Consider the following 26,913-nt stretch of genomic DNA (forward strand, 5'->3'; position numbering starts at 1 on the left):
AGGGTGGCCAGGGCAGTGTCGGTCAGATAATCCCGCCACCCAGCAACAGGGTAATGGTCAGGGCGGAAAATACCGTGGTCCAGGTAATGATCGAGGCCATCGACTCCGCATCGCCACCCATTTGCCGGGCGAGAATATAGGCATTGCCGGCGCACGGAACCGCGGCATACAGCAGCGCGATATTGGCCGCCAGCCCGGTGGCGGCGAAGACCTTGATAAACACCAGGGTAAAGGCCGGCATGGCCAAGAGTTTCAGCACCACCGAATAGAGCGTCGCGGCGACCTTCTGCGCATCCATCACCACGATCAGGCCGGCACCGACCGCCATCAGGCTCAGGGGTGTGGCCGCGTGCGCCAGATAGCCCAGGTAATCGGCAATCGCACCCGCCGGTCGAAAGCCGGCGGCGTTGAGCACCAGGCCCAGCAGCGCACTGACGATCAACGGGTTTTTCATCAGCGCGACCGCCGCCCCGCGCAGGCTCTTTTTGCTGCCCTCGCCATAGGTATTCATTACGATGACGCTGAGAATATTGGTCAGCACTATCATGTAGGCGATAAAAATCCCCGACAGCGCCACCCCTTCAGTCCCATACAAGGATTGAGACATGGCGATAAACACATAGGAGTTGTAACGCACCCCGCCCTGGAAAATCGAGGTGAACAGGGCGTCGTCGATGCTGAACAGGCGCTTGCTGATAAAGATCAGCACAGCCACCACCAGGGTGGCCGCGACGGTGGCGATCACCGCCTCCGAGGTGTTGGCCTGGTTGAAGTTCGACTTGCTCAATTCATTGATCAGCAGGGCCGGAAAGAACAGGTAATAGGTGAGTTTCTCGAAGTAGCCCCAGACCTGTTCATCGCGGACGAACCAGCGCTTTGCCACATACCCCGTGACGATCAGCAGGAAAATCGGCAATACCGACAGGAAGACGCTGAGCATCAGGCCACCGCCAACGGCTGGAAGACCCGCGACTTGACCGCAGTCAGGTGCCGGTGATTCCACAGGTGGGGCGCCACGAACACCCGTTGCACCCAACGCATGGGCCGCCCCGTCGGGTCCAGGGTGCCGAAAAACTTGTCCCGCGAGTGCAGGGTAAAACGGTTATCGATATACAGCAGCTGCCCGGGCTTGATGTCCACCGCGATCGAGACCGCACGGATGGCCTCGTAAAACCGCTGTAGCACCGCCGCGGCCTCGTCGTCGCACGCCGTGATCATCCCTGGATAGAAGGCCACGCTGATTTCCGGATACGCGAGCTCGCCCTGCACCACCGCCATGGGCTCGGTCTCCATCACCGCACCCTGCCGCCAACGGTAGGGCACCTTGATCTTGAACAACGGTGCACGCAATGCCGCCAGGTCCGCCGCCGTCAGCAGCTTGAGCGCTTCGCGGGCATCGGACAGGCGCGTCAGCGGCCCTTCCAGGTCATGCCGCACGCCGGTCAGCAGCAGGCCCAGGGGCGAGAAATTGTTATCACCCATCAGTTTCAATGCGGCATTTTCGATATGGAAATCGAGCTCCACCTCGGAGCCCAGCCCGGTGTATTCCTGTTTCGAGCTGGCAGTCGGCACCAGGTTGTTGACGATGTCCGAGCCTTCAAAAAAGATCGAATAGGGTTCGCCAATCAACGAAGCGAAGGCAATGACCAGGTTCTCGCTGACAAAGCCGGTCTTGGCCGAAGGCGTGAACACCTTCGGATCGGGGCTGGTAAACACCTCGTGGTCGGTGGGCAGGTTTTCAAACAGCAGATAGGGTTTGGGATGGATCGAGGCCTTCTGTTCGTTCAAGGCGTCGATGATCCGGCGCGGCAGCGCGTTATGCCCGACGATCCGGCTTTCGGTGATGTAACGCGTGGCACCCGAGGGGTCGTAGGTGATTTTTTCGAGGGCGCTCTTCAACAACTCGCGTTCGCTGTCAGCGAACCTGAATACGCAGTTCTGGTGCATGTTTCTTCCTTGGTTAAAACGAATGTTCTTCCTGGAACAGGGCGAACTCAGTGCCCGCGGGGTCATGCCCCGCGCGCTCGCCATGCCACCGACAGCCGCATAAAGAATTCAGGCGCAACGCACCACCGCGCTCTCCTCGCCCGAACAGCTGCACGCGGCAAACAGGCGTGCAGGTGCGGTTACGCCAGCCAGGCGTCAACGCACAATGGAGCTTGGAATGGGGCCACTGACACAAGCCCGCCAGGGCTTCTTATGTGTCGCAGGCGGCGGCGTTGCAGCCGAACCGAGCACGTGCCGACCTCCTTGTGGCGGCGACCTGACGATAGATACGCCAGGCGAAAACTTCCCTATCACGGCAAGACAAGCACACCACGACGCCAGGAGGCGCCGTTCAGGCGGCGGCGGAGGATAGAGGGGGCAGCCCGGGCGGCCTATTCGACTTTGGTCTAATAGCCCGAGTGCTTACCGGGCGGCGGGAATGGCCAGTCGTTTTTTTCGCTGATCACCCACCGTTTTGGCGGCAAGGGCCTGTATGTACTCGACGAACCCGAAGCGGCCCTGTCCGCCGCCCGGCAAATGGCCATGCTGGCGCGGATCCATGCCCTGGTGCAGGACAGCTCGCAATTTATCATCGCCACCCACTCGCCGATCCTGCTGGCTTACCCCGATGCGACCATCTACCAGATCCAGGGCGGCGCGCTGCACCTGACCGCCTACGAAGATTGCGCCCCGTTTCGCGACACCCAGCACTTCCTCAATAACCATCAGGCTTATCTTATGCGGCTGCTGTCGTGAGGCGACAGCTGCGACGCTTCTGGTTTAACATCCCGTATTACACGCCATATAGGAGTCAGCAGTGGACGATATAGCCAGCGAAATAGGCAAGGGCCTACTGAGGGCGATAGGCTCCATCCTGGTTGACCTGATTTTTAATTTTATCTTTTACTATATTGGATGGCCCATCTGTAAAAATAGTGTCGCTGGGCAGTTATCCGAAAAAAACCCCGCATGACCTGTTTCACACAGCGACCCGACAGGGCCTTGCCTGTAGTTTTGTCGGTCTGTTGGTTGTCGTTCTCATCGGCTTGTATTTTTGCGGACAATTCGATTTCGCGAACAAACCCTAACACTGATTCAAACCCGTTCGTTTAACCTGGCAGGAAGGGTTAATCACCCCGCTCATCACCAGACATCAGGGGACCACAGCATCAAACGGCTAAAACTATTAAGAATCCTGGTGATACTTGCTGCGACTGTATGCATAGCGGCATTTACCCTGCTGGGCATCCAGGCATTTTCCGATGCTGTACGCCTTGCATTTCCCGTCGAATGGTGTGCGCTGGGTTCGTTGTTTTTCGCGGTGTTTACGCTGGCGGCCCTGGCGACTACAAAATGCCCGGCGTGCAAGGAGACCTTTATCGGCAATACGCTTCCAGACAACGACGGCCCCATGGCAAAACCCTTTGCAGCGGCCTGCCAGTATTGTGGTTACCCAAATAACACACAGCGGCCGCACTGACTTGACCATCTAACCTCATGGAAGGGGGAGACTACAGCCTGCGAAGGGCAGTATTGCAGCGGTGCACACGATTATCTTGTTTACTTGCTTTGGACATTTTGATCTGCCGCCAACTCATGATTTTGTCTCACGAAATCAGAGCCGAAGCGCAAAACTCGATGTAGCGCTTACCTATTTACGATTCTAGTTTCGCTGGTTTTTGCGACCTGTATCAGCGCTTTTTTATAGTGACAACAGGCAGTACCTGGCATATGGCCGATATTGCACCATGCAGCGATACAGTTTATCTGTATTCCAACCACACCTTTGCCTGCCAAATCTCCGGCGATGGCCCCAATCTTTACCTGATGGTCAGCTGCGTGCTGCTGGGGATGGCGCCAAGTCCGCTGATTGGCTGGGTGTTGCTTGATTCTGAGCATGCGGCCTGGGTTGAGGTAGTGGGTTTTGCCCTCGCCTTGGTAATCTGGATCCCCGGTTTTTTCGGCGGGATATTTCTCGCTCATTGGCTGGAAAAACGCATCCGCACGCTGTTGGGAGTCGAGCTGTTCAGTGCCGCCAATACCCTGATCACCCTGGACCAACAAGGCTTGTATATCGAAGGCTTGGGGCTTTCGTCCTGGGCAGAGGTGGAACAATGGCAGGATTATTCGGACTCCCACAATTACGTTCTGATCACTACCCGGCGATTTGGCCAGATCATGCTGGTGGAACAACCAGAGCGGTTTTTTGCCATATTGGCGGCAGGCAACAAGGCTGTTGTATCAGATGGGCGGTCCGAAAGTGATCGCAGTGACTAAAACTCTTATACCCCACGCCTAAGCAAAAGCGTCGGAGGTCATGCATGCACCGGATGAAGCGGCTTTAACCGCGCGGCCTCCGCATCAGCGCTGGCGCAGTCATGGACCGCTCCTGCAAAGGGGGCAGCGGGACCTTAGCCGGGCCTGAGGCGCGTCGGACAGCCTGACGGTCAGGCTGGAACTCCCCTGTCAGTCTTCCTGCACCTTCATCGACTTGGGCGACAGGCGCAGGCTGCGCAAGCTGCGTTTGACGCTTTTCAGGTGATTGACCAGCGACGGGCCGCGGGCCATGGCCACGCCCATGGCCAGCACATCGATCACCACCAAATGGGCGATGCGCGAGGTCAGCGGGGTATAGATCTCGGTGTCTTCCTGCACGTCGATGGCCAGGTTGATCGTCGCCAACTCCGCCAGCGGGGTCTGGCTGGGACACAGGGTGATCAGGGTCGCACCGGTCTCGCGCACCAGGTTGGCGGTGATCAATAGATCCTTGGAGCGGCCCGACTGGGAGATGCAGATGGCCACGTCGCTGGGCTTCAGGGTCACCGCCGACATCGCCTGCATATGCGGGTCGGAATAGGCGGCGGCGGTCAGCAGCAGGCGGAAGAACTTGTGCTGGGCATCGGCGGCCACCGCGCCGGAGGCGCCAAAGCCATAGAACTCCACCCGCTGGGCCTGGGACATGGCGTTGATCGCCCGCTGCAGCGCCTTGGGGTCGAGTTTCTCGCGCACCTCGATCAGGGTGTGCAAGGTGGTGTCGAAGATCTTCAGGCTGAAGTCGGCCACCGAGTCGTCTTCATGGATGGCGAACTGGCCGAAACTCGCGCCGGCCGCCAGGCTTTGCGCCAACTTCAGCTTGAGGTCCTGGAAGCCGCTGCAGCCGATGGCGCGGCAGAAGCGCACTATGGTCGGCTCGCTGATACCCACGTTATGGGCCAGGTCGGCCATGGAACTGTGCATCACCGCGGCCGGGTCGAGCAGGACATGGTCGGCCACCTTGAGCTCCGACTTACGGAGCAGGTGGCGGGATTGGGCAATGTGCTGCAGCAGATTCACAGGCGGACAACTCGATTGGGAGGCGAAACGAAGGTGTAGTGTTCTTGTAGTTATACTACATGACCGGCCAAGTCGCACGGCTAAACCATACTGGACTGCCAAACAGCCGGCCTTGCGGTGGGCCGCGGGCATGCTCGGGCTGTTCAAAAAACAATCAAGGCTGCGCAGGCCGCCACACGCTTGGCCTGCAGCCATAGACTCACATCTTATCCACAGCCCGGTGCACCGCAGCTGTGTTTAACTTGCAAGCTAACCAATTGAAACTGAACGAAAAATAACCGATTGGCGGGAGACCGCTGCAGCCCTGGCCTGCGCCTAGGGCCCCACAGCTTATCCACAGGCGGGTGCACGCCTTCTGGGGATGAGTGGATCAACCGCCTGGCTTGCGGTAGTAACTCCTGACCACCGCCAAGGCTGCCAGCCCCAAAACACCGGCGCAGCCAAACAACCCCGAATAGCCCAGCCACTTGGCCAGCACCCCGCTGGCCGCGCCGACCAGGCCGGCCAACAGCAACTGCACGCAGGCCTGCAGGGTGAAGTCCGCGCCTTCGTGTTCGGGCCGGCACTGGTTCATCATCACCGCGAACAGGGCCACACTGGACATGCCGTCCGCTGCCTGCTCGAACAAGGCCACCGGATAGACCCAGGCCGGCGAGCTCCAGGCCTGGTCCAGCGCGGTCATGGCGGCGATCCCCAGGGCCTGCAGCAAACCGAACAGCAGCAAGGCGCGCAAGGCGCCGAGTCGGCTGTAGAGCAGGCCGCCCAGCAGCGCGCCCAGGATGCCGGCCAGGCTGCTGATCAGGGTCAGCTGACCCAGGGCGGCATTGCTCCAGCCCTGGTCGACCAGCATCGGCTTGATCATCGGCGAGCTGAGCGCGTCGCCGAGCTTGAAACTCACCAGTACGCCCAGCCAGGCGAGCATGCCGGGACGCATCAGCAGGCCCCGGTAATGCCGGATCAGCAAGCCTGGACCGGCCGATTCGACCAGGACGGTGCGCCGCGGCAAGCGTTCCCGCTCGCGAAACAACCCGATGGGCAGGATCGTCAGCCCCAGCAGCAGGGCCAACAGGCCCAGGCTGAGGTTCCAACCCAGGCGATCGATGACCAGCAACAGCCCACTGCCGCTGACCAGCATGCCGACCTTGTAGCCCCCCACTTGCAGGCTGTTGCCCAGGCCGCGCCAGCGTTCCGGCAGCAGGCGCACCGCCAGGCCGTCGGTGGCCACGTCCTGGGTCGCCGCCGCCAGGTTTACCAGCAGCAGGATGCCCAGCAGCAACGGCAGCTGGGCGCCGAACAACTGCTCTGGCGCGAGCAGCGCCAGGCCGCCCACCAAGCACAGCATCAAGCCCTGCAAGGGCAGGATCCAGCCGCGATGATGTCCCAGGCGTTGCGAGCCCAACCGATCGACCCAGGGCGCCCAGAGCACCTTGAGCATCCAGGGTAATGCCAGCAGCTTGAGCAGGCCGATGATTGCCAGGTCCACCCCCTGCTGGCGCAGCAGGGCCGGCAGGGCATGGGCCAGCAGCCCAGACGGCAGCCCTTGGGCGCAATACAGGGAGGCCAGCAGCACCAGGGTGGCCGCTTCCGGACGACGGGCGGAAGGAGCAGCAGGCAGGTACGACATGGCAGGCTCGCGGCGAGTGGAACAGCAGGACACGGCGGGGCCGTTGGCCCGGCGCGACGATAACGGAAGGCCGTCAGCGCCGACAAGCGCGCAGAACCAGTCTTTGGATGGGCTTTACCGCGGGTTTCTCCCAGGAGCGCCTGAAAGACCCGCGCCAACAGCCGGCGGCTAGCCCGAGGCGCGTCCTGGGCGGCCCGCACGGGCGCGCGGCGGTTTGCTAGAGTCCAGGCGCGCCTGCGTGCTGTGCGCCATGCGCGCGAAAAACAATAACAACAATGATGGCCAACAGGCCACGCCGGAGCCTCCATGTCGCCATGTCGCGCCCTTGCCCTTACCGCCGGGTTGCTCTGCAGCCTCAGCGCATTCGCCAACCCCCAGGTCGACAGTTACCGCCAGAGCTGGGACTACCGGGCGCTGGCCCACCAGCGCCTGCTCGGTCTGGGCAGCCCGCTGGGCAGCGCCGGCTTTCTGCATGCGCACAACGCCTTCAACGCCACGCACTACCAGAACCTCGGCAGCTACTGGGACCCCAACCAGCAACTGAGCCTCAGCGAGCAGCTGGACCTGGGCATTCGCGGCATCGAGCTGGACGCCCACTACAGCCTGGGCAATGCCTTCAGCAAGGAACTGCTGCTGTGCCACGGCCAGGACAACCACACCGGCTGCAGCCCCTTCGATCGCCGATTCAAGGACGGCCTGGCGGAAATCGGCAACTGGCTGCGCCAGCCGGGCAATCGCCAGGAGGTGGTGCTGCTGTATATCGAAGACCATATGGATGGCCAGTACGACCGCGCGTTGGCTGAACTGAACGACAAGCTCGGCGACCTGCTCTACCGCCCCGGCAGTTGCCAGACCCTGCCGATGAACCTGACCCGCTCGGCCGTGCTGAATGCCGGCAAGCAGCTGCTGATCGTCGGCGGCAACTGCGCCCATGCCGGCTGGACGGCCAGCGCCTACAACTACGGTTACCCGACCGACAACGACAGTTTCCAGCCCTACCCGGCCTGCCGCACCCAGCGCTACGACACAGCCTTTATCCAGGCTAACCTGGTGCGCATCTACGAAGACGGCACCCAGCTGAGCAAGCTGTTCGGCACGCCGCCGCCACCGATCGATGCGCGGCGCATGGCCGAGCTGACCCAATGCGGCATCGGGGTGATCGGCCTGGACCATATCCAGCCCTTCGACGCGCGCCTGACCGCGCATATCTGGAGCTGGGGCCGGGACGAGCCGAACAATTACGGGGCGGGTGAACACTGCGCGCTGCAACGGGCTGATGGGCGTTTCAACGACGCCGACTGCCAGCAGCAGGCGCCGTTCGCCTGTCGCAACCCGTCCGGCGACTGGCGGCTGACCACGACCCCCGGGCGCTGGGACCAGGGCCCGGCGCTGTGCCAGGCCGAGTTCGGCGCCGACTACCGTTTCGCCGTACCCAAGAGCGGCTATCAGAACCTGCAGCTGCGCCAGCTCAAGCTCAACAGCGGCCGCGAGGTCGACCTCTGGTTGGCCTACTCCGATCGGCAGCGCGAAGGCCAGTGGATTCCCCTCGACCATCCGGCCCTGATCGCCCAACCCGAGCCCGCGCCGGTTTACCGCAGCCTGCGCAATGGCAAGGGCCTGTGCCTGGACCTGGAGGGCCGCAGCAGCGCCGACGGCACGGAAATCCATCAGTGGAGCTGCCACGGCGCCGACAGCCAGAAATGGTCCCAGGATGCCAGCGGACGCCTGCACAGCAAACTCGACCCCGGCAAATGCGCGGATGTGTCCGGCGGCGGCACCGGCAAGGGCAGCCGGGTGGTGCTCTGGAGCTGCCACGGCGGCGCCAACCAGGTCTGGCAGCGCGGCAGCAACAACTCCCTGCGCCCGGCCCATGCCGCAAGCATGGCACTGGATATCAAGGACCCGCTGTGGGGCGCCGGGCAACCCGCGCACCTCTGGGGTTACCACGGTGACGACTCCCAGCAGTGGCTCTGGGACTGAGCGAGCGACACCCCGACGGCAAACAGACGCGGCCCGACGCAGTCCCGGGCCGCCCGCACGGGGCGCACCGTTGGTCGCGGCTGCTTGCGTTGGGGTGAACACCGGCTATCGCTAATGCAGGGATTTGTTCCGGCAGCAGGTGATCGCCATGTCCAGTCGTCTTCCCGTCTTCCTCGCCGCACTGCTGCTCCTGGTCAGCTGCAGCCTGGACCGCAGCGTGATACGCGGTATGCCCGGCACGTTGGAGGTCAGGCCAACCCTGGCCTGTACCGGTGACCCCATCGACATCCGATGGGACCTGCAAATCCCCGCCCACCCGGCCTTCTGCCGCTTCGCCAACGGCAATACCGCGGCCTTGCAGAGCTGCGCCAGTACCAGCGACTGCGGCGAGGCGGGCCAGTGCATCGACGGCCAGTGCAACCGCTGCGCACTGATCGGCGATGCCGAGCAACGCGCCCACGAATGCGCCACCCCCAGCGGCGCCGGCTGCCTGCCCTTTATGAGCGCCCGGATAGTCCTCACCCCAGCCGCCGAACCGCCGCTGGAAAACGCCGAGGCCATCCGCAACGAGCACCGTGGGCAACGCCAGTTCATCCTGGACGCCCCCACCGAGGTGGCGTTCTTCAGCGAGGTGATCGACATCGACGGCAGCCGCGCCGGCCGCAGCGATGCCCTGGGCCGCTTCGATGCCAGCCGGCGGGTAGAGCGGGTCGATCCCCAGCTGACCCGCACCCTGACCAACAGCTACGCCTGCCAGGGTTCGCCGGTCTGGGTCGGCGCACTGCTGGAGGAAGTGTTTCGCGTGCCCTCCGCCACCCTGCGCCTGGTCGCCGTACGCAACCCGAATGCCTTTGCCCTGGCGGTCAGCGGGCTGGGCGAGCCGTCCTTCACCCTGGCGCCAGGGGAATCGCGGACCTTGAACCTGCCGGTCAGCGGCCGCATTGGCGCCCGTCCCACGCCCGCCTTTCTCGCCACCTTGCCACCGGTGCAATGCAGCGCGGTGCAGGACAACGGGCGTTTCCCCGACGCACCGCTGGAGCTCACGGTAGGCTGCCCGCCCCGGTTGATCGAGCCTCCCCGAAGCCCCTAGACAGCTATTCGCCCGTGGGCGGCGCCTGGCCCTGCAACAAGGCGGCGAAGGCCGGGGCCGGCAGCGGAGGGCTGATCAGAAAACCCTGGATCTCGTCGCAATGCTGGGTCCGCAGGAAATCCAGCTGGTCCTGAGTCTCCACCCCTTCGGCGACCACTTTCAGCTCCAGGCTGTGGGCCATGGCGATAATCGCCCGGGTAATGGCGGCGTCCTCGCCATTGGCCTTGAGGTCGCGGATAAAACTCTGGTCGATCTTCACGTAGTCCACCGGAAAACGCTTGAGGTAACTGAGCGACGAATAGCCGGTGCCAAAATCATCGATCGCCAGTTTCACCCCCAGCTCGCGCAACTGGCGGAAGGTGCTGATGACATGCTCGACGTTGTCCAGCAGCTGACTTTCGGTCAGCTCGAGCTCCAGGCAGGCGGCCGGCAACCCGGTGTCCTCCAGCACCTGGCGCACCAGGCTGACCAGGTTGCCCTGGCGCACCTGATGCACCGACAGGTTCACCGAGATCCGGATCTGCGCCAGCCCCTGGCGCTGCCAGTCGCGGGCCTGCTGACAGGCCTGGCGCAGGACGAACTCGCCAATCGCGGCGATCAGCCCGGTCTCCTCGGCCAGGGCGATAAATTCGCCGGGCGGCACCAGCCCCAACTGCGGATGGCGCCAGCGCACCAGTGCCTCGGCGGCATGCAGGCGGTCCTCGGCCAGGCACAGTTTGGGCTGGTAGAAGACCTCCAGCTGGCCTTCCTGAATGCCCTTGCGCAGCTGGTTCTCCAACTGCAGGCGCTCCAGGGTGCAGGCCTGCAGGTTGTCGGTGAAGAACTGGAAGCTGTTGCCGCCCAGGTGTTTGGCATGCTGCATGGCCATATTGGCCTGGCTGATCAGCGCCGAGATTTCCCGCGCGTTGTCCGGCAGCAGGCTGATGCCGATCGAGGCGCTGATCACCAGCTCGTGCCCGCCCACCGTCATCGGCATGCGCAGTTTGCTCAACAGCCGGCTGGCCATGCGCGCCAGGCTCGACAGGCTGCTGTAGGCGTCCAGCAACACGGCGAACTCGTCGCCGGACAGCCGCGCGATGCAGTCGGCTTCCGACACCGCCTGGGTCAGGCGCCGGGCCATCTGCCGCAACAACTGGTCGGCCACCTCGTGCCCCAGGCTGTCGTTGAGCAGCTTGAAGCGGTCCAGGTCGATATGCAGCAGGGCCAGCCCTCGCCCGCTGGAACGGGCCCGTTGGCTGGCCTGGTGCAGGCGCTCCTTGAACAGGCTGCGGTTGGCCAGGCCGGTCAGCTCGTCGTAGTGCGACAGGTAACGCAGGCGTTCCTCGGCCTCGCGCCGCGACGACAGGTCGGCGAAAAAGCCGACGATATGGCTGACCGTGCCGCGTCCGTCGCGCACCGCATTGAGCTGCAGCCACTGCGGGTAGAGTTCGCCGTTCTTGCGCGTCTCGATCATCTCGCCCTGCCAGCTGCCGGTCTGCTGCAATTGCTGGCGGATCAGCTGGTACTGGCGGCGTGCTTCGCGGCTGTTGACCAGGGTGGCGATGCTGCGCCCCAACACGTCCTCACGGCGGTAACCGGTGACCTCGCTGAAGGCCTGGTTGACCGCCAGCAACAGGTAGTCCGGGTCGAGGATGACGATGCCTTCACTGGCCGCCTCGAACACCGTGGCGGCCAGCCGCTGTTCCTGCTCGCGACCCATGGCCGCGCTGATGTCGCGGCGGGTACCGAGCATGCGCAGCACACGACCGCGGTCGTCGCGCTCCACTGCCCGGCCACGGTCCTCGAGCCAGACCCAGTGCCCCTGCGCATGACGGATACGGTACTGCACCCGGTAGCCGTCGCTGCTGCCGCGCAGGTGCTCGACCAGGGCCCGGCGTAACAGGGGCAGGTCCTCGGGGTGCAGGCGCGGCTTGAGGTCGCGCAACATGGTGGTGGCCTGCTCGGGCTCGAGGCCGAACAGCTCCTGGAGCCGCGAGTGGTGCACCTGGTCGCTGACCAGGTCCCAGTCCCAGAGGCCCAGCTCGCTGGCCTCCAGGGCCAGCGCCAGGCGCGCCTCGCTCTTGCTCAGGGCATGGCTGGTTTCGTCCAGCTCGAGGGTGCGCTGGGCCACGCGCATTTCCAGCTCGCCGTGGGCCTCGCGCAACTCCCGCTCGGCGCGCCGGCGTTGTTCGATTTCCCGCGCCAGTTCCTGATTGAGGCCTTCGGCCTGCTGCCGCGCGTGCTCCAGGTGGGCGATCAGCGCCTGGTTCTCGAAGCGCCGCAGCAGGCCATTGTGCACCAGCCGGTTGACCTGCCAGGCCACCACCAACAGGGCCAGCAGCAGGATGGTCGCCAACAGTCCCCAGCCGCGCTGCAGCGGCTGGAAACTGAGCAGCAGGTAGCCGATGGCCGGCACCAGGCAGGGCAAGGCGAAGGTCAGGAACGCCGGCAAGCTGACCGCGTAGGCCACACTGGCCGAGAGGATCGCCGCGGCGATCAGGCCGAAGACCAGGGCCTGCTGGCTGAACTGGTCGACCGGCACCAGGTAGATGGCGGCGAAGGCCAGGGTCGATCCGGACAGGCCGGCACCGATCAGAAACATCCAGTGCCAGTAGGGTCGCGCCTGACGCGAGGGCAACGCCCGGTTGAACGCCACCACCAGCACCAGGCGCGACACCGCCAACAGCACCAGGGCGATCAACCAGCCGCTGAGCAGCAGGCTGTCCTGGGGACGCCACAGCAGGTAGGCGCAGGCCAGGCCATTGAGCAGCATCAGCAGGGTCGGCAGCCGCGAGCCCAAATACAGCAGGCGGGTGCGCTCGGCGGCAATAGCGGTGGCGTACTGCTGGAGAACCAGACGCGGGTCGAACGAAACGGCGGGGGCAGCGTTGGCGCGTGACTCGGGAGCGGTCATAGGCGGGTTCTGTTCTTGTTGGCTGGCCTAGGCGTATTCGGAGCATACCCGAGCACGGCGGGGCACCCAACCATCCCGTCGGCTAATTCGGGCTTAAACGCTGTGCGAGCCCTTGCCCGGGTCCTGCAGGTGAATATGCGAGCGCAGGGCGTAGCGACTACCGGGGTGCCAGAGGCGGGCAACACTGACCAGCCGGCCACCGGACCAGGTGCGGCGCAGCAGCAGCAGGCAGGGTTCGTCCGCGCCGATCTTCAGCAGCCGCTGCTCGTGCCCGCCGGGCAGACGCGCGCTGAGCAGGTGCTCGACGTCGGTCAGCGGGCAGGTGCGACTCAGGTACTGGTTGGGGGTGATCTGGGTGAAGTCCTGCAACAGGTAGTCGGGGCACAGCTCCGGGCTGACGTGGCGCTCCTCCAACTGCACCGGCACCTCGTTCTCGCAGTGCACAATCAGGCTGCGGAACACTTTCGCCTGCAGGCGCACGCCCAGGCGCTGGGCCACGTCCTCGTCGGCGCTGACCTCGGCCAGGCCTTCGACCCGGGCGCTGTACTGGTGACCGCGGGCGCGGATTTCGTCGGCGATATTGCGGATTTCGGTCAGCGGCGACTCGGCCCGGGGCTCGGCGATATAGGTACCATCGCCGACAAAACGCTCGACCACCCCGGCGTCGGCCAGCTCACGAATAGCCCGGTTGACCGTCATGCGGCTGACGCCGAACTGGGTGGCCAGGCTGGTTTCCGCGGCGATCCGGTCGCCCGGGCGCAACTCGCCGTCGCGGATGGCCGCGAGCAGATGCTCCTTGATGCGCTGGTACTGCGGGGCGGTACTCATGGGCGCATAGCATACCTGGGGGGCGAAGCGGCGTCCCGGTCCTCGGCAGTTCGCCCCGCCGTTGTCATGGCCTCAGCCAGCCCGTCGCTGCCGCGAAGGCGGCAAGTCAGGGCCATGGAAACCCGCCTTCGCGGGTATGACGGAGCTTTCAAGGCGTCGCGCCACCCTGTTCCACCCCCACCTCTTACTCGAAGCTCGGCAACAGGGCTGCCGGGGCCAGATCGTTGAAGCCCCCGCCAAGGATCAGGCGCCAGGCGGCGTCGATATCCGGGGCGAAGTAACGGTCCTTGTCGTAGAACGGGACTTTTTCGCGCAGGCGGCCGATGGCCGTCTCGAGCAACGCCGAGGTGCGCAGCGGACGGCGGAAATCCACCCCCTGGGCCGCCGCCAGCAGTTCCACGGCGAGGATCCCCGCGGTGTTCTCGCTCATGTCGATCAGCCGGCGGCCGGCGAAGGCCGCCATGGACACATGGTCCTCCTGGTTGGCCGAGGTCGGCAGGCTGTCCACCGAGGCCGGGTGGGCCAGGCTCTTGTTCTCGCTGGCCAGGGCCGCGGCGGTGACCTGGGCGATCATAAAACCCGAGTTGACCCCACCATTTTCCACCAGGAACGGCGGCAAGCCGCTGAGGCTGGAATCGATCAGCAGGGCCATGCGCCGCTCGGACAGGGCGCCGATCTCGGCGATCACCAGGGCCAGGTTATCGGCGGCGAAGGCCACCGGTTCGGCGTGGAAATTGCCGCCGGAAAGGATCTCGTTGTCCTCGGGGAAGACCAGCGGGTTGTCCGATACCGCGTTGGCTTCGATCTCCAGCACCCTCGCCGCATGGCGCAGCTGGTCCAGGCAGGCACCCATGACCTGGGGCTGGCAGCGCAGCGAATAGGGGTCCTGGACCTTCTCGCAGCTGCGATGGCTGTCCTCGATCTCGCTGTGGTCAAGCAGGCGGCGGTAGGCGGCGGCCGCGTCGATCTGCCCGGGTTGCCCGCGCACCGCATGGATCCGTGCGTCGAACGGCTTGCGGCTGCCCTTGGCCGCCTCCACCGACAGCGAACCGGAGACCAGCGCCGCGGCGAACAGGTCCTCGGCGGCGAACAACCCGCGCAAGGCGAAGGCCGCGCTGGCCTGGGTGCCGTTTAGCAGGGCCAGGCCCTCCTTGGGCGCCAGGTTCATCGGCTGCAGACCGGCGATTTCCAGGCCGGCGGCGGCGGGCAGGCGCTCGCCGCGGTAGATCACCTCGCCTTCGCCCAGCAGCACCGCGCTCATATGCGCCAGGGGAGCCAGGTCGCCGCTGGCACCCACCGAGCCCTTGCACGGCACGCAGGGATAGACCTCGGTCTGCAGCAGGCGGATCAGCGCGTCGAGCACCACCGGACGGATGCCGGAATGGCCGCGGGCCAGGGAGTTGATCTTCAGCACCATCATCATCCGTACCGTGCTGTCGTCCATCGGCGCGCCGATTCCGGCGGCATGGGACAGGACGATGGAGCGCTGCAATATCTCCAGGTCAGCCGCCTCGATACGGGTATTGGCCAGCAGGCCGAAACCGGTGTTGATGCCATAGATCACCCGCCCCTCGGCAAGCAGCCGGGTCACGGTGGCGGCCGACGCGGCGATACCCGCCTGGGCGCTTTCGGCGATGCGCACCCGCACCGGGGCACGGGCAACCCGGCGCAGGTCGGCCAGGGTCAGGTGGCCGGGTTCGATCAGCAAATCGTACATGTCTCTTATCCTCAGATGGCACCCGCGTCCGGCGCCGGTGCCCAGCCTGGGACGCTTCGCGCCCCGTTCGGGTCAGTGGTTCGCGGACGCCAGGCGTCCGGGTCATGCAGCGCCACGCCGCGGCGTGGCCGCCGTGGTCAGTCCTTCAGCATCGGCAGGTCCAGGCCCTGCTCACGGGCGCAGCGCTGGGCGATGGCGTAACCGGCATCGGCGTGACGCATCACCCCGGTGGCCGGGTCGTTGTGCAGCACACGGCCCAGGCGGCGCTCGGCGGCCTCACTGCCGTCGGCCACTATGACCAGCCCGGCGTGCTGCGAGAAGCCCATGCCGACCCCGCCGCCATGGTGCAGCGAAACCCAGGTGGCACCCCCCGCGGTGCTCAGCAGGGCATTGAGCAAGGGCCAGTCGGAGACCGCGTCGGAACCGTCGAGCATGGCCTCGGTTTCGCGGTTGGGACTGGCCACCGAGCCGGAATCCAGGTGGTCGCGACCGATCACGATGGGCGCCTTCAGCTCGCCCTTGGCGACCATCTCGTTAAAGGCCAGCGCCAGCCGCGCACGGTCCTTCAGGCCGACCCAGCAGATGCGCGCCGGCAAGCCCTGGAAGGCGATGCGCTCGCGGGCCATGTCCAGCCAATTGTGCAGGTGGGCATCGTCAGGGATCAGTTCCTTGACCTTGGCGTCGGTCTTGTAGATATCCTCCGGGTCGCCGGACAGGGCCACCCAGCGAAAGGGCCCGATACCTTCGCAGAACAGCGGGCGGATATAGGCCGGGACGAAACCGGGGAAATCGAAGGCGTTGGTCACGCCCTCCTCCAGGGCCATCTGGCGAATATTGTTGCCATAGTCCAGCACCGCCGCGCCGCGCTCTTGGAACGCCAGCATGGCCCGAACCTGCACCGCCATCGTTGCCTTGGCGGCGGCAGTCACCGCCTGGGGCGCGCTGTGCTGCTGCTCGCGCCACTGCGCCAAGCTCCAGCCGGCCGGCAAGTAACCGTTAAGCGGGTCGTGGGCCGAGGTCTGGTCGGTCACGCAGTCGGGGGTCACGCCGCGGCTCACCAGCTCGGCGAAGACATCGGCGGCATTGCCCAGCAGACCGACGGATATCGCCCGGCCCTCGGCCTTGGCCGTCTCGATCAGTTGCAGCGCCTCGTCCAGGTTGCTGGCCTTGTGGTCCAGGTAACGGGTGCGCAGGCGGAAGTCGATGCGCGTCTCGTCGCACTCCACCGCCAGCATGCAGAACCCGGCCATGGTCGCCGCCAGGGGCTGGGCACCGCCCATGCCGCCCAGGCCGCCGGTGAGGATCCAGCGCCCGCGTGGGTTACCGGCAAAATGCTGGTTGGCGATGGCGAAAAACGTCTCGTAGGTGCCCTGGACGATGCCCTGGGAACCGATGTAGATCCAGCTGCCGGCCGTCATCTGGCCGTACATCATCAGGCCCTTGCGATCCAGTTCATGGAAGTGCTCCCAGGTCGCCCAGTGCGGTACCAGGTTGGAGTTGGCCAGCAGCACCCGCGGCGCGTCGGCGTGGGTGCGGAATACCCCCACCGGCTTGCCCGACTGGATCAACAGCGTCTCGTCGTCTTCCAGGCGCAACAAGGTTTCCAGGATTTTCTCCAGGCACGGCCAGTCCCGCGCCGCGCGGCCGATGCCGCCATAGACCACCAGGCTCTCCGGGTGCTCGGCCACCTCCGGGTCGAGGTTGTTGTGCAGCATGCGGTAGGCCGCTTCGGTCAGCCAACTCTTGCAGCTGAGTTCGGTACCGCGGGGCGCACGCAAGGTGCGCGGGGAACAGGCAGTCATGGCTATCTCCAGGCGTTAACGCGCCAGCTTCCAGAGCAGGCGAGCGGCGCAGCGCGCGCCGTGATGATCAATGTCGAATCGGGGGTTGAACTCCACCACCTCGGCCAGCGCCAGACGGCCACTGGCCTTGACCCGTTCGAGGATGGCTTCGATGTATTCCAGGGGTACGCCGCGAGCGGCCGGCGCACTGACCGCCGGCATGACACTGGCCGGCAACACGTCCAGGTCGATGGATAACTGCACGGCGTCGACCCCGGCACAGAATTCGTCGATCTGCGCCAACAGCGCCGGCAGACGCGCAGACTCAAGGTCCTCGTCGAGCCACCAGCTCAGGCCGAAATTCCGGGCGGTGTCGAACAACGCAGCGCTGTTGGACGGCTCGGCCACGCCCAGGCACAGGTAGTCGAACGGCCGGCCGTGCCGCTGGTGCCAGGCACCGATCTGGGCAAAGGGCGTACCGGAACTGGCCTGAGCGCTCTGGCGCAAGTCGAAATGGGCATCCAGGTTGATGATGCCAAAACGCGCGTCGGGCATTGCCCGGGCCAGGCCCTGGAAACTGCCCCAGGCGGTCTCATGGCCGCCGCCCAGCAGCAACGGCAGCTGGCCCGCGCCGATCAGCTCGGCGACCCGCGCGGCCAGGGCCTGCTGGGCGCCTTCGAGGTCTTCGCCCAGGCAGCGCAGATCACCGGCATCGAACACCGGGCGGCTGCCATGCCAGGCCAGGTTGGCCAGGGCCTTGCGCAAGGCCGTCGGGCCCTCGGCCGCGCCCAGGCGACCCTGGTTGCGGCGCACCCCCTCGTCGCAGGCAAAACCCAGCAACGCCACGCCAGGCGCCGCATCCGTCGTATAGGGCGCCACACACTGGTGCCAACGCAGGGCGCGCGGCCCTTCGCCGGCATCCACTCGCCCTTGCCAGGGGCACATATCCACTTCGACCAGGCTCATACCACCTCCCCGCCCAGGACCCGCCGCCACAGGCGCGGGGTCAGGGGCTCATACACCAGTTGTGCGGGATGCTCGATGTCCCACAGGGCGAAATCCGCGCGCAGGCCGGCGCGGATCATCCCGCAGTCGTCCAGGCCCAGGGCGCGGGCCGCCTCGCGGGTCATGCCGGCCAGCGCCTCTTCCGGCGTCAGGCCAAACAGGCAGCAGGCCAGGTTGCCCATCAGGCGCAACGAAGCGAATGGCGAGGTGCCCGGATTGAGGTCGGTGGACACCGCCAACGGCACGCCCGCGGCGCGCAGCGCGGCCACCGGCGGTTTGCGGGTTTCATTGAGGAACAGAAAGGCGCCCGGCAGCAGCACGGCGACAGTGCCCGCCGCTGCCAGGGCGGCGATATCGGCAGCGTCCAGATACTCCACATGGTCGGCCGACAGGCCAGCGAACTCGGCCACCAGACGCGCGCCGCCCTGGTGGGACAACTGCTCGACATGGCCCTTGAGCGGCAGGCCCAGTTCCCGCGCCCGCTCGAACACCCGGCGGCTCTGGGCCAGGCTGAAACCGACGTTCTCGCAGAACAGGTCCACCGCATCGGCCAAGCCCGCCTCGGCGGCGGCCGGCAGGATGGTCGAACACACCAGGTCGATATAGCCGTCGGCATTGCCGGCGAACTCCACGGGCACGGCATGGGCGGCCAGCAGGGTGCTGCGCACCCGCACCGGCAGCTCGCGGCCCAGACGGCGCGCGACCCGCAGCTGCTTCAATTCATGTTCGGCGTCCAGGCCGTAGCCGGACTTGATCTCGACGCAGGTCACGCCTTCGGCCAGCAGGGCGCGCAGCCGTGGCTCGGCGGCGTCGAACAGGCCCTGCTCGCTGGCCGCGCGGGTCGCCGCCACGGTGGAACGGATGCCGCCGCCGGCCGCAGCGACCTCGGCATAGGTGGCGCCCTGCAGACGTCGCTCGAAGTCCGCCGCCCGGTCACCGCCCCAGACCAGATGGGTGTGGCAGTCGATCAACCCGGGGGTCAGCCAGCGGCCCTCGCCATCGATCACCTCGACGCCCGGCGTGGCCGACCACTCGGCCATCGGCAACAACCGCTCGATACGCCCGTCGCGCACCTCCAGCGCCATGCCGGGCAGGGCGCCATAGGGCTGCGGCCACGCCGGGTCGAAACTGGCGATACGCAGGTTGATCCAGCTACGCAGGTGAGCCATGGGACGCCGCTCTTGGATTTATTTGTACATACAAATAGCGCGATAAAATCCATATGTCAAAGCTAATGTATATACCAATAAATCAATAAGCCCCATCCTCGGTCAGGAGAGGGAATGGCAGACCGCCACCTGCCGTACCCTGACGACCACCGCCGGACAACTGGGTTTGCCCCCCCCTGCCCCCGTCCGTAGAATGCCGCGATGCATGATGACCTCTCCCTCCTGTTGAATTCGCTCAACGACGCCCAGCGCCAGGCCGTAGCCGCCTCCCTGGGTCGTCAGTTGGTCCTGGCCGGTGCCGGCTCCGGCAAGACCCGTGTGCTGGTGCACCGCATCGCCTGGTTGATTCAGGTGGAGCAGGCCTCGGCCCATTCGATCCTGTCGGTGACCTTTACCAACAAGGCCGCCGCCGAGATGCGCGTGCGCATCGAGCAGCTGCTGGGGCTGAACCCGGCCGGCATGTGGGTGGGTACCTTCCACGGCCTGGCCCACCGCCTGCTGCGCGCCCACTGGCAGGAAGCCGGCCTGAGCCAGAGCTTCCAGATCCTCGACAGCGACGACCAGCAGCGCCTGGTCAAGCGGGTGATCCGCGACCTGGGCCTCGACGAACAGCGCTGGCCGGCCCGCCAGGCCCAGTGGTTTATCAACGGCCAAAAAGACGAAGGCCTGCGCCCGCAGCATATCCAGGCCAGCGGCGACCTGTTTCTCAGCACCATGCGCGGCATCTACGAAGCCTACGAGGCGGCCTGTGCCCGCGCCGGAGTGATCGATTTCTCCGAACTGCTGCTGCGCGCCCTGGACCTGTGGCGCGACCACCCGGGCCTGCTCGAGCACTACCAGCGGCGTTTCCGCCATGTGCTGGTGGACGAGTTCCAGGACACCAACGCCGTGCAATACGCCTGGCTGCGCCTGCTCGCCCGGGACGGCGCCAGCCTGATGGTGGTGGGCGACGACGACCAGTCGATCTACGGCTGGCGCGGGGCCAAGATCGAGAATATTCACCAGTACAGCCGCGATTTCCCCGACGCCCAGACCATCCGCCTGGAGCAGAACTACCGCTCCACCGCCGGCATCCTCAAGGCCGCCAACGCCCTGATCGCCAACAACAGTGGGCGCCTGGGCAAGGAGCTGTGGACCGAAGACGGCGACGGCGAGCCGATCAACCTGTACGCCGCCTTCAACGAGCACGACGAAGCGCGCTACGTGGTCGAGAGCATCGAGCGCGCGCTCAAGGGCGGCATGGCCCGTAGCGACATCGCCATCCTCTACCGCTCCAACGCCCAGTCGCGGGTGCTCGAGGAAGCCCTGCTGCGGGAAAAGATCCCCTACCGCATCTACGGCGGCCAGCGCTTCTTCGAGCGCGCGGAAATCAAGAACGCCATGGCCTACCTGCGCCTGCTCGACGGCCGCGGCAACGACGCGGCGCTGGAGCGGGTGGTCAACGTGCCGGCCCGCGGCATCGGCGAAAAAACCCTCGAGGCGATCCGCGAACACGCCCGCGGCGCCGACCTGTCGATGTGGGAAGCGATTCGCCAGCTGATCGCTCACAAGGGCCTGGCCGGCCGCGCCGCGTCGGCGCTGACCGGCTTTGTCGAGCTGATCGAGGGCCTGGCGACCAAGGTACGCGACATGCCGCTGCACCTGATGACCCAGGTGGTGATCGAGGACAGCGGCCTGATCACCTACCACAAGGAAGAAAAAGGCGAAAAAGGCCAGGCCCGGGTGGAGAACCTCGAGGAACTGGTCTCGGCGGCGCGCACCTTCGAGAACCACGAAGAGGACGAGCAGACGCCCCTGGCGGCCTTTCTCGGCCATGCCTCGCTGGAGGCCGGGGACACCCAGGCCGATGCCTTCGAGGACAGCGTGCAACTGATGACCCTGCACAGCGCCAAGGGCCTGGAGTTTCCCCAGGTGTTCCTGGTGGGCATGGAAGAAGGACTGTTCCCGCACAAGATGAGCCTGGAGGAACCCGGCCGCCTGGAAGAGGAACGCCGCCTGGCCTATGTCGGCATCACCCGCGCCATGCAGCAATTGGTGATCAGCTACGCGGAAACCCGCCGCCTGTACGGCAGCGAGACCTACAACAAGATTTCGCGTTTCGTCCGCGAGATCCCGCCGCAACTGATCCAGGAAGTGCGGCTGTCTAACAGCGTCAGCCGCCCCTACGGCAGCGCTAGCCGGCCATCCAACGGCAACCTGTTCGCCGGCGCCGAAGTACCGGAAACCGAGTTCCGCCTCGGCCAGCACGTGCGCCACTCCCTGTTCGGCGAAGGGGTGATCCTCAACTTCGAGGGCGCCGGCGCCCAGGCCCGGGTGCAGGTGAATTTCTCCGAGGGCAGCAAATGGTTGATGCTCGGTTACGCCAAGCTGGAAGCCCTTTGAGCCGCCTTCGCGGCGCATGACCGCCCGCGCCGGACACGGCGCCGGTTGACCCGCTCCAGGAGAACACGGACGTGCGATTCGCGCTCTTGCTGCTGCTGATACTGCTGGTGCTCGCGCCGCTGATCCCGCTCGGCCAGGGCCTGGAGATCGAGCAGCTGGTCGAGGAGTATCACAGCTGGGACACCGGCGCCTCGAACCAGAGCGTCCACTACCGGCTGCGCGCCGAGGGCCGCCCGGTGGATGCCGCGCAGCTGGGGCAGGCCCTGACCCCCGGCGGCCAGGACCCGGGCGTCATCCAGCTGGCAGCCGCCGTCAGCACCGGTCCCGACCAAGTGCTGGTGCTGTTCAGCCGCGCCTCCGGCGGCGACTATGCGCTGGCACAGCTGAGCCTGCAGGCGGGCCGCTTGCAGGCCCAGGTGCTGCTGGAGCCTGTGCCCTACCCGCGCTTTGGCGATGCCCGCGTGCCGGGCTGGCTGTCGCTGCGCACCGACCGCACGCTGTACCTGGTACAAGGCTCGCCGGTGCGGGTGATCGAGGTCGGACCCGGCGTGCTGCTGGCCATCCGCGATAACCTGGCGGTCCTGGCCGACGTCAACGGGCGGCGGCCTGCGTCGCTCTATGCGGTCAGCCTGGAGGATGGCAGGCGAGTGAGCTCCTTGGCGCTGGACTGCCTGGTGGTGCCGACAGTCGAGGTGGAGGCCTCGGCGCTGACCGAGTCCAGCGCCACCCGGCTGCGTTACGAGGACGGCCCGGCCTGGTTCGCGCGCCACTTCGCGCTGCAGGCCGGCTCGCCGACCCGCCTCGTCCTGCGTTCCGATCACGCCCTGGCCGTGCGCCCGGGCTGCGCGCCTTAGACGGGGAACCGTATGCCGAACCCAACCAGGCTGTTGAAAATCCTGCTGCTGACCACCGGCCTGCTGTTGGCCGGCTGCCCCGAACCGACCGCGCCCGCACGGGTCTGGCGCCTGGGTTATAGCGATGCGCCGACACATCAGGCCCTGGCCGAGCAGTTGGCCGAGCGGGTGAACCGCCTCAGCGCCGGGCGCCTGCAGCTGCAACCGCTGGCGCTGGACGGCGCGGCGCGCCTTGAGCGGGTGTCCAGCGGGGCGTTGGAAATGGGCCTTGGCCAGTCCGCCGAGGATGCACTACCTGCCGCGGTGTTTTTCGGCGCGCAACCCTTTGGCCTGTCCGCGTCGCAGTATGCGGCCTGGTTGCAGCACGGTGGGCAGGCGCTGTGGGAGCAGACCTATGGGCCTTACGGGGTGTTGCCCCTGGCACTGGAACAAGAGCCCTTGTCATTGGGGTTATGGTCCGACCGCGAGCTGGGCGCGGCGACTGACCTGCTGGGCATGACGGTCCGGCAACCCGGCCTGCTCGGCGAACTGTTGCAGCGCCTCGGCGCGCGCGTCGAGCCGCCACTGGCCCAGGATCCGCCCCAGGCGCGCATCTCCCAGGGGCTGCCCCAGGACGAGGCGCTAGGGCTGCATCGGGGCGCGCGGTACTACTACCCCTGGCCGGGTCGCGCCGCGGCCGCCGACCTGTTGATCAACCAGCAGGCCTACCAAGGCTTGCCAGCAGACCTGCAGGCGATAGTCCGCGAGGCCAGCCGGGGCCTTGGCCAGCAGGCCGAGGACGACGCCCTCTACCAGTGCGCACTGGCCCTGGAGCGCCTGCGCCTGCAAGGCGTGCTGTTCAGCCCGTTGCCGGCGCCGCTGCAGCAACGCCTGCGCCAGGAAAGCGCCAGCCTGCTGGCCGAGCACGCCGCCCGGGACCCACTGAATGGCCGTATCTGGGCTTCGCAAAGCAGCTTCCAGGCACTGCTGCTGCCTTTGCAGCCACTCGAGACGCCTGCACCCTAACGGCCGCCAGCGCCTGTCACTGGCGTGGTTTCAGACTGGCCAGCGCGGTGTCGATCGCGGCGTCCAGCTGCGGGTCGCGCCCCTCGAGCAGGTCCGCCGGGGTCAGGCGCACCTCGCGGTCCGGCAGCAATTCCTGGTTTTCGTAGGAACGCCCGTCGGCCATGCGCAGCTGCATTTGCGGAATACCGTAACTGAGCCCCGGCAACAGCCGCGACAGGTGTTCGTAGACCACGGTGCCGGTGCCCGGCACCGGTTCGCCCAGCAACGGCCCGACCTTCTGGTCATGGTAGACCTGGCTGAAGAACGACCCTTCTGAGTAACTGCCGGCGTTGGCCAGCAGCAGCGAGGCCTTGGTCCATTGCCGCGACGCCGAGTCCGGCGCGCCTTGACCCACCCGCGGCGCGTTGCTGCCCATGCCCTTGTCCTGACCTTTGCCGGTCAACAACCCGACCAGGGTGTTGGCCAGGTAACCGCCCTTGTTGAAGCGTACATCGACGATCAGCAGCTCGGCATTGCGTTGGCGCCCCAGGGCTTCGGCCACCACCGCCTGGAAAACCTCCGCGCTCATCTCCGGCAGGTAGACATAACCGACCCGCCCCTGGCTGGCCTGGCGCACCTGCTCGCGGCGGCGCTCGACCCAGCGCCGCAATGCCAGCGTGTTCTCCTTGGCGAGGCTGATCGCACTCACCGTCTCGATCCGCTGATCGCCCGCGGCGTCGACCAGGGTCAGGCTCAGGCGCTGCCCGGCCTGATGATTGAGCAGGCCCGCGAGCTCCTCCTCGTTCGCCACCGGCTGGCCATTTACCGCCAGCAGCACCTCGCCCGGCGTGGCCTGGGCCAGGTCGAAGGGCCCGCCCGGCAACAGGCCGGCGATGGTCAGGGCGGCGCCCTCTCGGGCGAAGTACAGCCCCAGGCTGGCGGTGTGATCCTCCGCATAGGGCGAGTCGGCCTGGGTGTAGGCCCAGGTGTGGGAGACGTTCAGCTCGCCGGCCAACTCGCCCAGCAGGATCGCATAGTCCTGGGGCGTGCTGACCTGGGGCAGAAAGTCCCGGTAGTGATCGGCATAGGCCTGCCAGTCGACCCCGTTCATGTCCTCGCGGTAGAACTCGCTGCGGGTTTCACGCACCAGCTGATCGAAGCTGGCGGCCATGCGGCTTTGCCAGCTGGCGCGCTGGCGCAGTTCGAAGGCAAAGGTCTGCTGGGTCTCGTCCTCGAGGTCGAACGCCTGCACCTCGCCGTCGAGCAGCAGGTAGAGCCGCTTGCCATCGCCGCTCAAACGCACCTGTGGCTCCTCGGGCAACTCGGGCAACTCGGCCGGCAACAGTTCGGTCTTGAGGTTGCGCAGGTCATGCCGATAGACCTGGGCCTTGCGGCCCACCGGGCCGTCCTGCAGCAGCACGTAGGTCAACTGGTCGCCCTGCAGATGGCTGGCCAGTACCTCGCCTGGCGGGGTCACCAACAGGCTCTGGCGATGCTCCAGGCCTTCGACCTCGAAGCGGTAGCCGGTGCTGGGGGCTTTCTCGCCGTCGAGAAAATGGCCCTTGGCCTGGCGGCTGACAAAGTAGCCCAGCAAGCTGCTGCCGGTCGACTCGCTGTCCGCGCCGAAGCTGGCGTACTGGCCGGTCTGCCAATAGAGCATGGCGCCGTCGCTGCTCCAATGCGGGTCGGCGTCGCGGTAGCCATTGAGGCTGACATTGCGCAGCGGGGCGCTGCCGTCGAGCTCGACCAGGGCCACGTCCTGCTGCTGGGTATCGGGGTTGATGGTCAAGGCCAGGCGTCGGGAATCCGGGGACCAGCTCAACTCCAGGCCGTCGCGCCAGGTGTTCTGCTCGGCCCCCACCAACTGTCGCTGCGTGCCGCTGGCCAGGTCGAGCACATGCACCGCCTGCCGGTCGAGCACAAAGGCCAGTTGGCGACCATCGGGTGACAACCGCGGCTGGCTGATCGCCTGCCCGGGCAGGCGCAACAACAGCGTGCTCTCCAGCGCCTGGGCGGGTACCAGCGAGGTATCCGGCGTACTCGCCTGCAGCCGGTACAGCGCCGCCTGGCCGTCCTGCTCGCTGGTGTAGATCAGCCCATGGCCATCGCGGCTGTACAGCGGCGCCTGCTCCTCGGCCGGCGTCTCGGTCAATTGCCGCACCCGCTTGCGTCGGGTATCCAGCGCGTAGAGGTCACCCTGGCTGACCAGGATCACCTCGCGGCCATCGGCCGAGACGACAAAGTCGTCGACCTGCTCCAGCGGCGCATTCTGCTCGCCGGAGTCCCGGGCGCCCAGCAGCTCGATGGGCAAGGCCTTGGGCTCGCTTTCGCCAGCCTTGAGGCGGTACAACTGGCCGTCGAAGGCATAGGCCAGGTCGCCATTGCCGGCCACGCTCAGGTCGCGCACCGGATGACCCTGGTGGCGGGTGACCTGGCGCTCCTGGCCCGACTGCAGGTCGCGGTGCCAGACGTTGAAATCGCCGCTGCGCTCGCTCAGGTAGTAATAGGCGCGTTGGCCCGGCTGCCACTGCGGGTCGCTGGCGGCGATACGGTCTTCGCTCAACTGGCGGTGCTCGCCGCTTTTCGCGTCGAAGCTCCAGACCCGGCTCACGGCAAAGGAGCGCTGGTGTTTACGCCAGGGCTGGTCCATGCCCGGCATCTGATACAGCAGGCAATCCTGGGCGGCATTCCACTGCGCCAGGGGCGCCGGCAGCGCCTGCTCAGCCAGCAGCGCGCCGTCCTGCAGGTTCAACCGGTACAGGGCGCCGTTCTGGCTGCCCTCGGCCAGGTAGAAGTCGCTTTGCGCACGGCCCAGGCGCCGGGAGGCCAGGCGCAGGCTGCGGTCGCCGTCACCGAATGCCAGCGGCCAGTCGTCCGCGCTGTGGCGGGTCAGCCGGCGCAACTCGCCGCCAACGGCGGGCAACAGAAACACATCGTCATTGCCATAGAGGTTGGCGGCGAACGCCAGCTGCCGGCCATCGGCCGACCAGACCGGGTGGTGGGCGTAGTAGTGACTGCCGGTGACCGGGTAGGCGGCCCCGCCGCTGGCATCGACCCGGTACAGGCGACCGTGGGCCCTGAACACCAGCTGGGTGCCGTCGGGCGACAGGCGCGGCTCGCGCAACCAGAGCGCCGGCTCGCCCTGAGCCAGGGAACTGACCAACAGGCCGAGCAGGACAAGGGGACGGTAGCGATCGAGCATGGGGACTATTTCACGGAATTGGGCGCGCCAGTGTAGGGCTTTACCTGGCCATTCGCAGCCCGTCCGCCGCGGATTGCCCGTCCAC

19 protein-coding genes are annotated in these 26,913 nt (G+C 66.2%); 8 read left to right on the forward strand and 11 right to left on the reverse strand.

The features are described 5' to 3' along the window. Positions 1-22 precede the first annotated feature (22 nt). Together ABWY06_RS02845 and ABWY06_RS02850 are read right to left on the reverse strand one after the other, a co-directional pair. Positions 23-940, reverse strand: coding sequence for an AEC family transporter (locus ABWY06_RS02845; protein WP_353924050.1), 918 nt, complete (start codon positions 938-940; stop codon positions 23-25). Beyond that, positions 940-1,947 (reverse strand): TauD/TfdA family dioxygenase, encoded by a 1,008-nt coding sequence (locus tag ABWY06_RS02850; protein ID WP_353924051.1) that lies wholly within the window; start codon positions 1,945-1,947, stop codon positions 940-942. Before ABWY06_RS02850 ends, ABWY06_RS02845 begins: the two co-directional genes overlap by 1 nt. Positions 1,948-2,529: 582 nt before the next feature. On the opposite strand from ABWY06_RS02850, the gene ABWY06_RS02855 reads away from it, so the two are divergent. The 3 genes from ABWY06_RS02855 (at position 2,530) to ABWY06_RS02865 (ending at position 4,263) form a co-directional block, all read left to right on the forward strand. Next, positions 2,530-2,742: a hypothetical protein gene (locus ABWY06_RS02855; protein ID WP_353924052.1), complete on the forward strand. Its 213-nt coding sequence runs from the start codon at positions 2,530-2,532 to the stop codon at positions 2,740-2,742. A 442-nt stretch (positions 2,743-3,184) separates the two neighbouring features. Then, positions 3,185-3,466: a hypothetical protein gene (locus ABWY06_RS02860; protein ID WP_353924053.1), complete on the forward strand. Its 282-nt coding sequence runs from the start codon at positions 3,185-3,187 to the stop codon at positions 3,464-3,466. A gap of 251 nt (positions 3,467-3,717) precedes the next feature. Beyond that, entirely contained in the window at positions 3,718-4,263 is a 546-nt protein-coding gene (locus ABWY06_RS02865; protein WP_353924054.1) for a hypothetical protein, read from the forward strand. Between the two features lie 189 nt (positions 4,264-4,452). Here ABWY06_RS02865 and hexR read toward each other — a convergent pair whose 3' ends face one another. Beyond that, the gene (gene hexR, locus ABWY06_RS02870; protein ID WP_353924055.1) at positions 4,453-5,319 is read right to left on the reverse strand and encodes a transcriptional regulator HexR; all 867 of its coding nucleotides are present in this window, start codon (positions 5,317-5,319) and stop codon (positions 4,453-4,455) included. Between the two features lie 370 nt (positions 5,320-5,689). Next, positions 5,690-6,943: an MFS transporter gene (locus tag ABWY06_RS02875; protein ID WP_353924056.1), complete on the reverse strand. Its 1,254-nt coding sequence runs from the start codon at positions 6,941-6,943 to the stop codon at positions 5,690-5,692. Positions 6,944-7,249: 306 nt separating this feature from the next. On the opposite strand from ABWY06_RS02875, the gene ABWY06_RS02880 reads away from it, so the two are divergent. Both ABWY06_RS02880 and ABWY06_RS02885 read left to right on the forward strand, forming a co-directional pair. Further along, positions 7,250-8,923: a phosphoinositide-specific phospholipase C-related protein gene (locus ABWY06_RS02880; protein WP_353924057.1), complete on the forward strand. Its 1,674-nt coding sequence runs from the start codon at positions 7,250-7,252 to the stop codon at positions 8,921-8,923. A 148-nt stretch (positions 8,924-9,071) separates the two neighbouring features. After that, positions 9,072-10,013, forward strand: coding sequence for a hypothetical protein (locus ABWY06_RS02885; RefSeq protein WP_353924058.1), 942 nt, complete (start codon positions 9,072-9,074; stop codon positions 10,011-10,013). A 4-nt stretch (positions 10,014-10,017) separates the two neighbouring features. Here ABWY06_RS02885 and ABWY06_RS02890 read toward each other — a convergent pair whose 3' ends face one another. The 6 genes from ABWY06_RS02890 to hutI form a co-directional block, all read right to left on the reverse strand. Beyond that, the gene (locus ABWY06_RS02890; RefSeq protein ID WP_353924059.1) at positions 10,018-12,906 is read right to left on the reverse strand and encodes a putative bifunctional diguanylate cyclase/phosphodiesterase; all 2,889 of its coding nucleotides are present in this window, start codon (positions 12,904-12,906) and stop codon (positions 10,018-10,020) included. A 93-nt stretch (positions 12,907-12,999) separates the two neighbouring features. Next, complete coding sequence (gene hutC, locus ABWY06_RS02895) at positions 13,000-13,734, reverse strand: histidine utilization transcriptional repressor HutC (RefSeq protein ID WP_353924060.1); 735 nt, start codon at positions 13,732-13,734, stop codon at positions 13,000-13,002. A 184-nt stretch (positions 13,735-13,918) separates the two neighbouring features. Then, positions 13,919-15,451, reverse strand: coding sequence for a histidine ammonia-lyase (hutH, locus tag ABWY06_RS02900; RefSeq protein WP_353924061.1), 1,533 nt, complete (start codon positions 15,449-15,451; stop codon positions 13,919-13,921). Positions 15,452-15,588: 137 nt separating this feature from the next. Next, the gene (gene hutU / locus ABWY06_RS02905; RefSeq protein ID WP_353924062.1) at positions 15,589-17,253 is read right to left on the reverse strand and encodes a urocanate hydratase; all 1,665 of its coding nucleotides are present in this window, start codon (positions 17,251-17,253) and stop codon (positions 15,589-15,591) included. A 15-nt stretch (positions 17,254-17,268) separates the two neighbouring features. Continuing rightward, positions 17,269-18,198, reverse strand: coding sequence for a formimidoylglutamase (gene hutG, locus ABWY06_RS02910; RefSeq protein WP_353924063.1), 930 nt, complete (start codon positions 18,196-18,198; stop codon positions 17,269-17,271). Beyond that, complete coding sequence (gene hutI / locus ABWY06_RS02915) at positions 18,195-19,406, reverse strand: imidazolonepropionase (protein WP_353924064.1); 1,212 nt, start codon at positions 19,404-19,406, stop codon at positions 18,195-18,197. The genes hutG and hutI overlap by 4 nt, the downstream gene beginning before the upstream one ends. A 201-nt stretch (positions 19,407-19,607) precedes the next feature. Between hutI and uvrD the strand changes: the two genes are divergently transcribed. The 3 genes from uvrD to ABWY06_RS02930 all read left to right on the forward strand — a co-directional run bounded on the left by uvrD (position 19,608) and on the right by ABWY06_RS02930 (position 23,647). Further along, positions 19,608-21,788, forward strand: coding sequence for a DNA helicase II (gene uvrD, locus ABWY06_RS02920; protein ID WP_353924065.1), 2,181 nt, complete (start codon positions 19,608-19,610; stop codon positions 21,786-21,788). A gap of 71 nt (positions 21,789-21,859) precedes the next feature. Then, a complete protein-coding gene (locus ABWY06_RS02925; RefSeq protein WP_353924066.1) occupies positions 21,860-22,642 on the forward strand; it encodes a hypothetical protein in 783 nt (260 codons plus the stop codon). Between the two features lie 12 nt (positions 22,643-22,654). After that, positions 22,655-23,647 carry an ABC transporter substrate-binding protein gene (locus ABWY06_RS02930; RefSeq protein ID WP_353924067.1) on the forward strand — a complete coding sequence of 331 codons (993 nt, stop codon included), beginning with the start codon at positions 22,655-22,657 and terminating at the stop codon, positions 23,645-23,647. 16 nt (positions 23,648-23,663) lie between these two features. Here the strand turns inward: ABWY06_RS02930 and ABWY06_RS02935 are convergent, their stop codons facing one another. Continuing rightward, complete coding sequence (locus ABWY06_RS02935) at positions 23,664-26,828, reverse strand: S41 family peptidase (RefSeq protein ID WP_353924068.1); 3,165 nt, start codon at positions 26,826-26,828, stop codon at positions 23,664-23,666. Positions 26,829-26,913 lie beyond the last annotated feature (85 nt).

This window comes from Pseudomonas sp., assembly GCF_040514055.1.
Lineage (GTDB): Bacteria > Pseudomonadota > Gammaproteobacteria > Pseudomonadales > Pseudomonadaceae > Aquipseudomonas.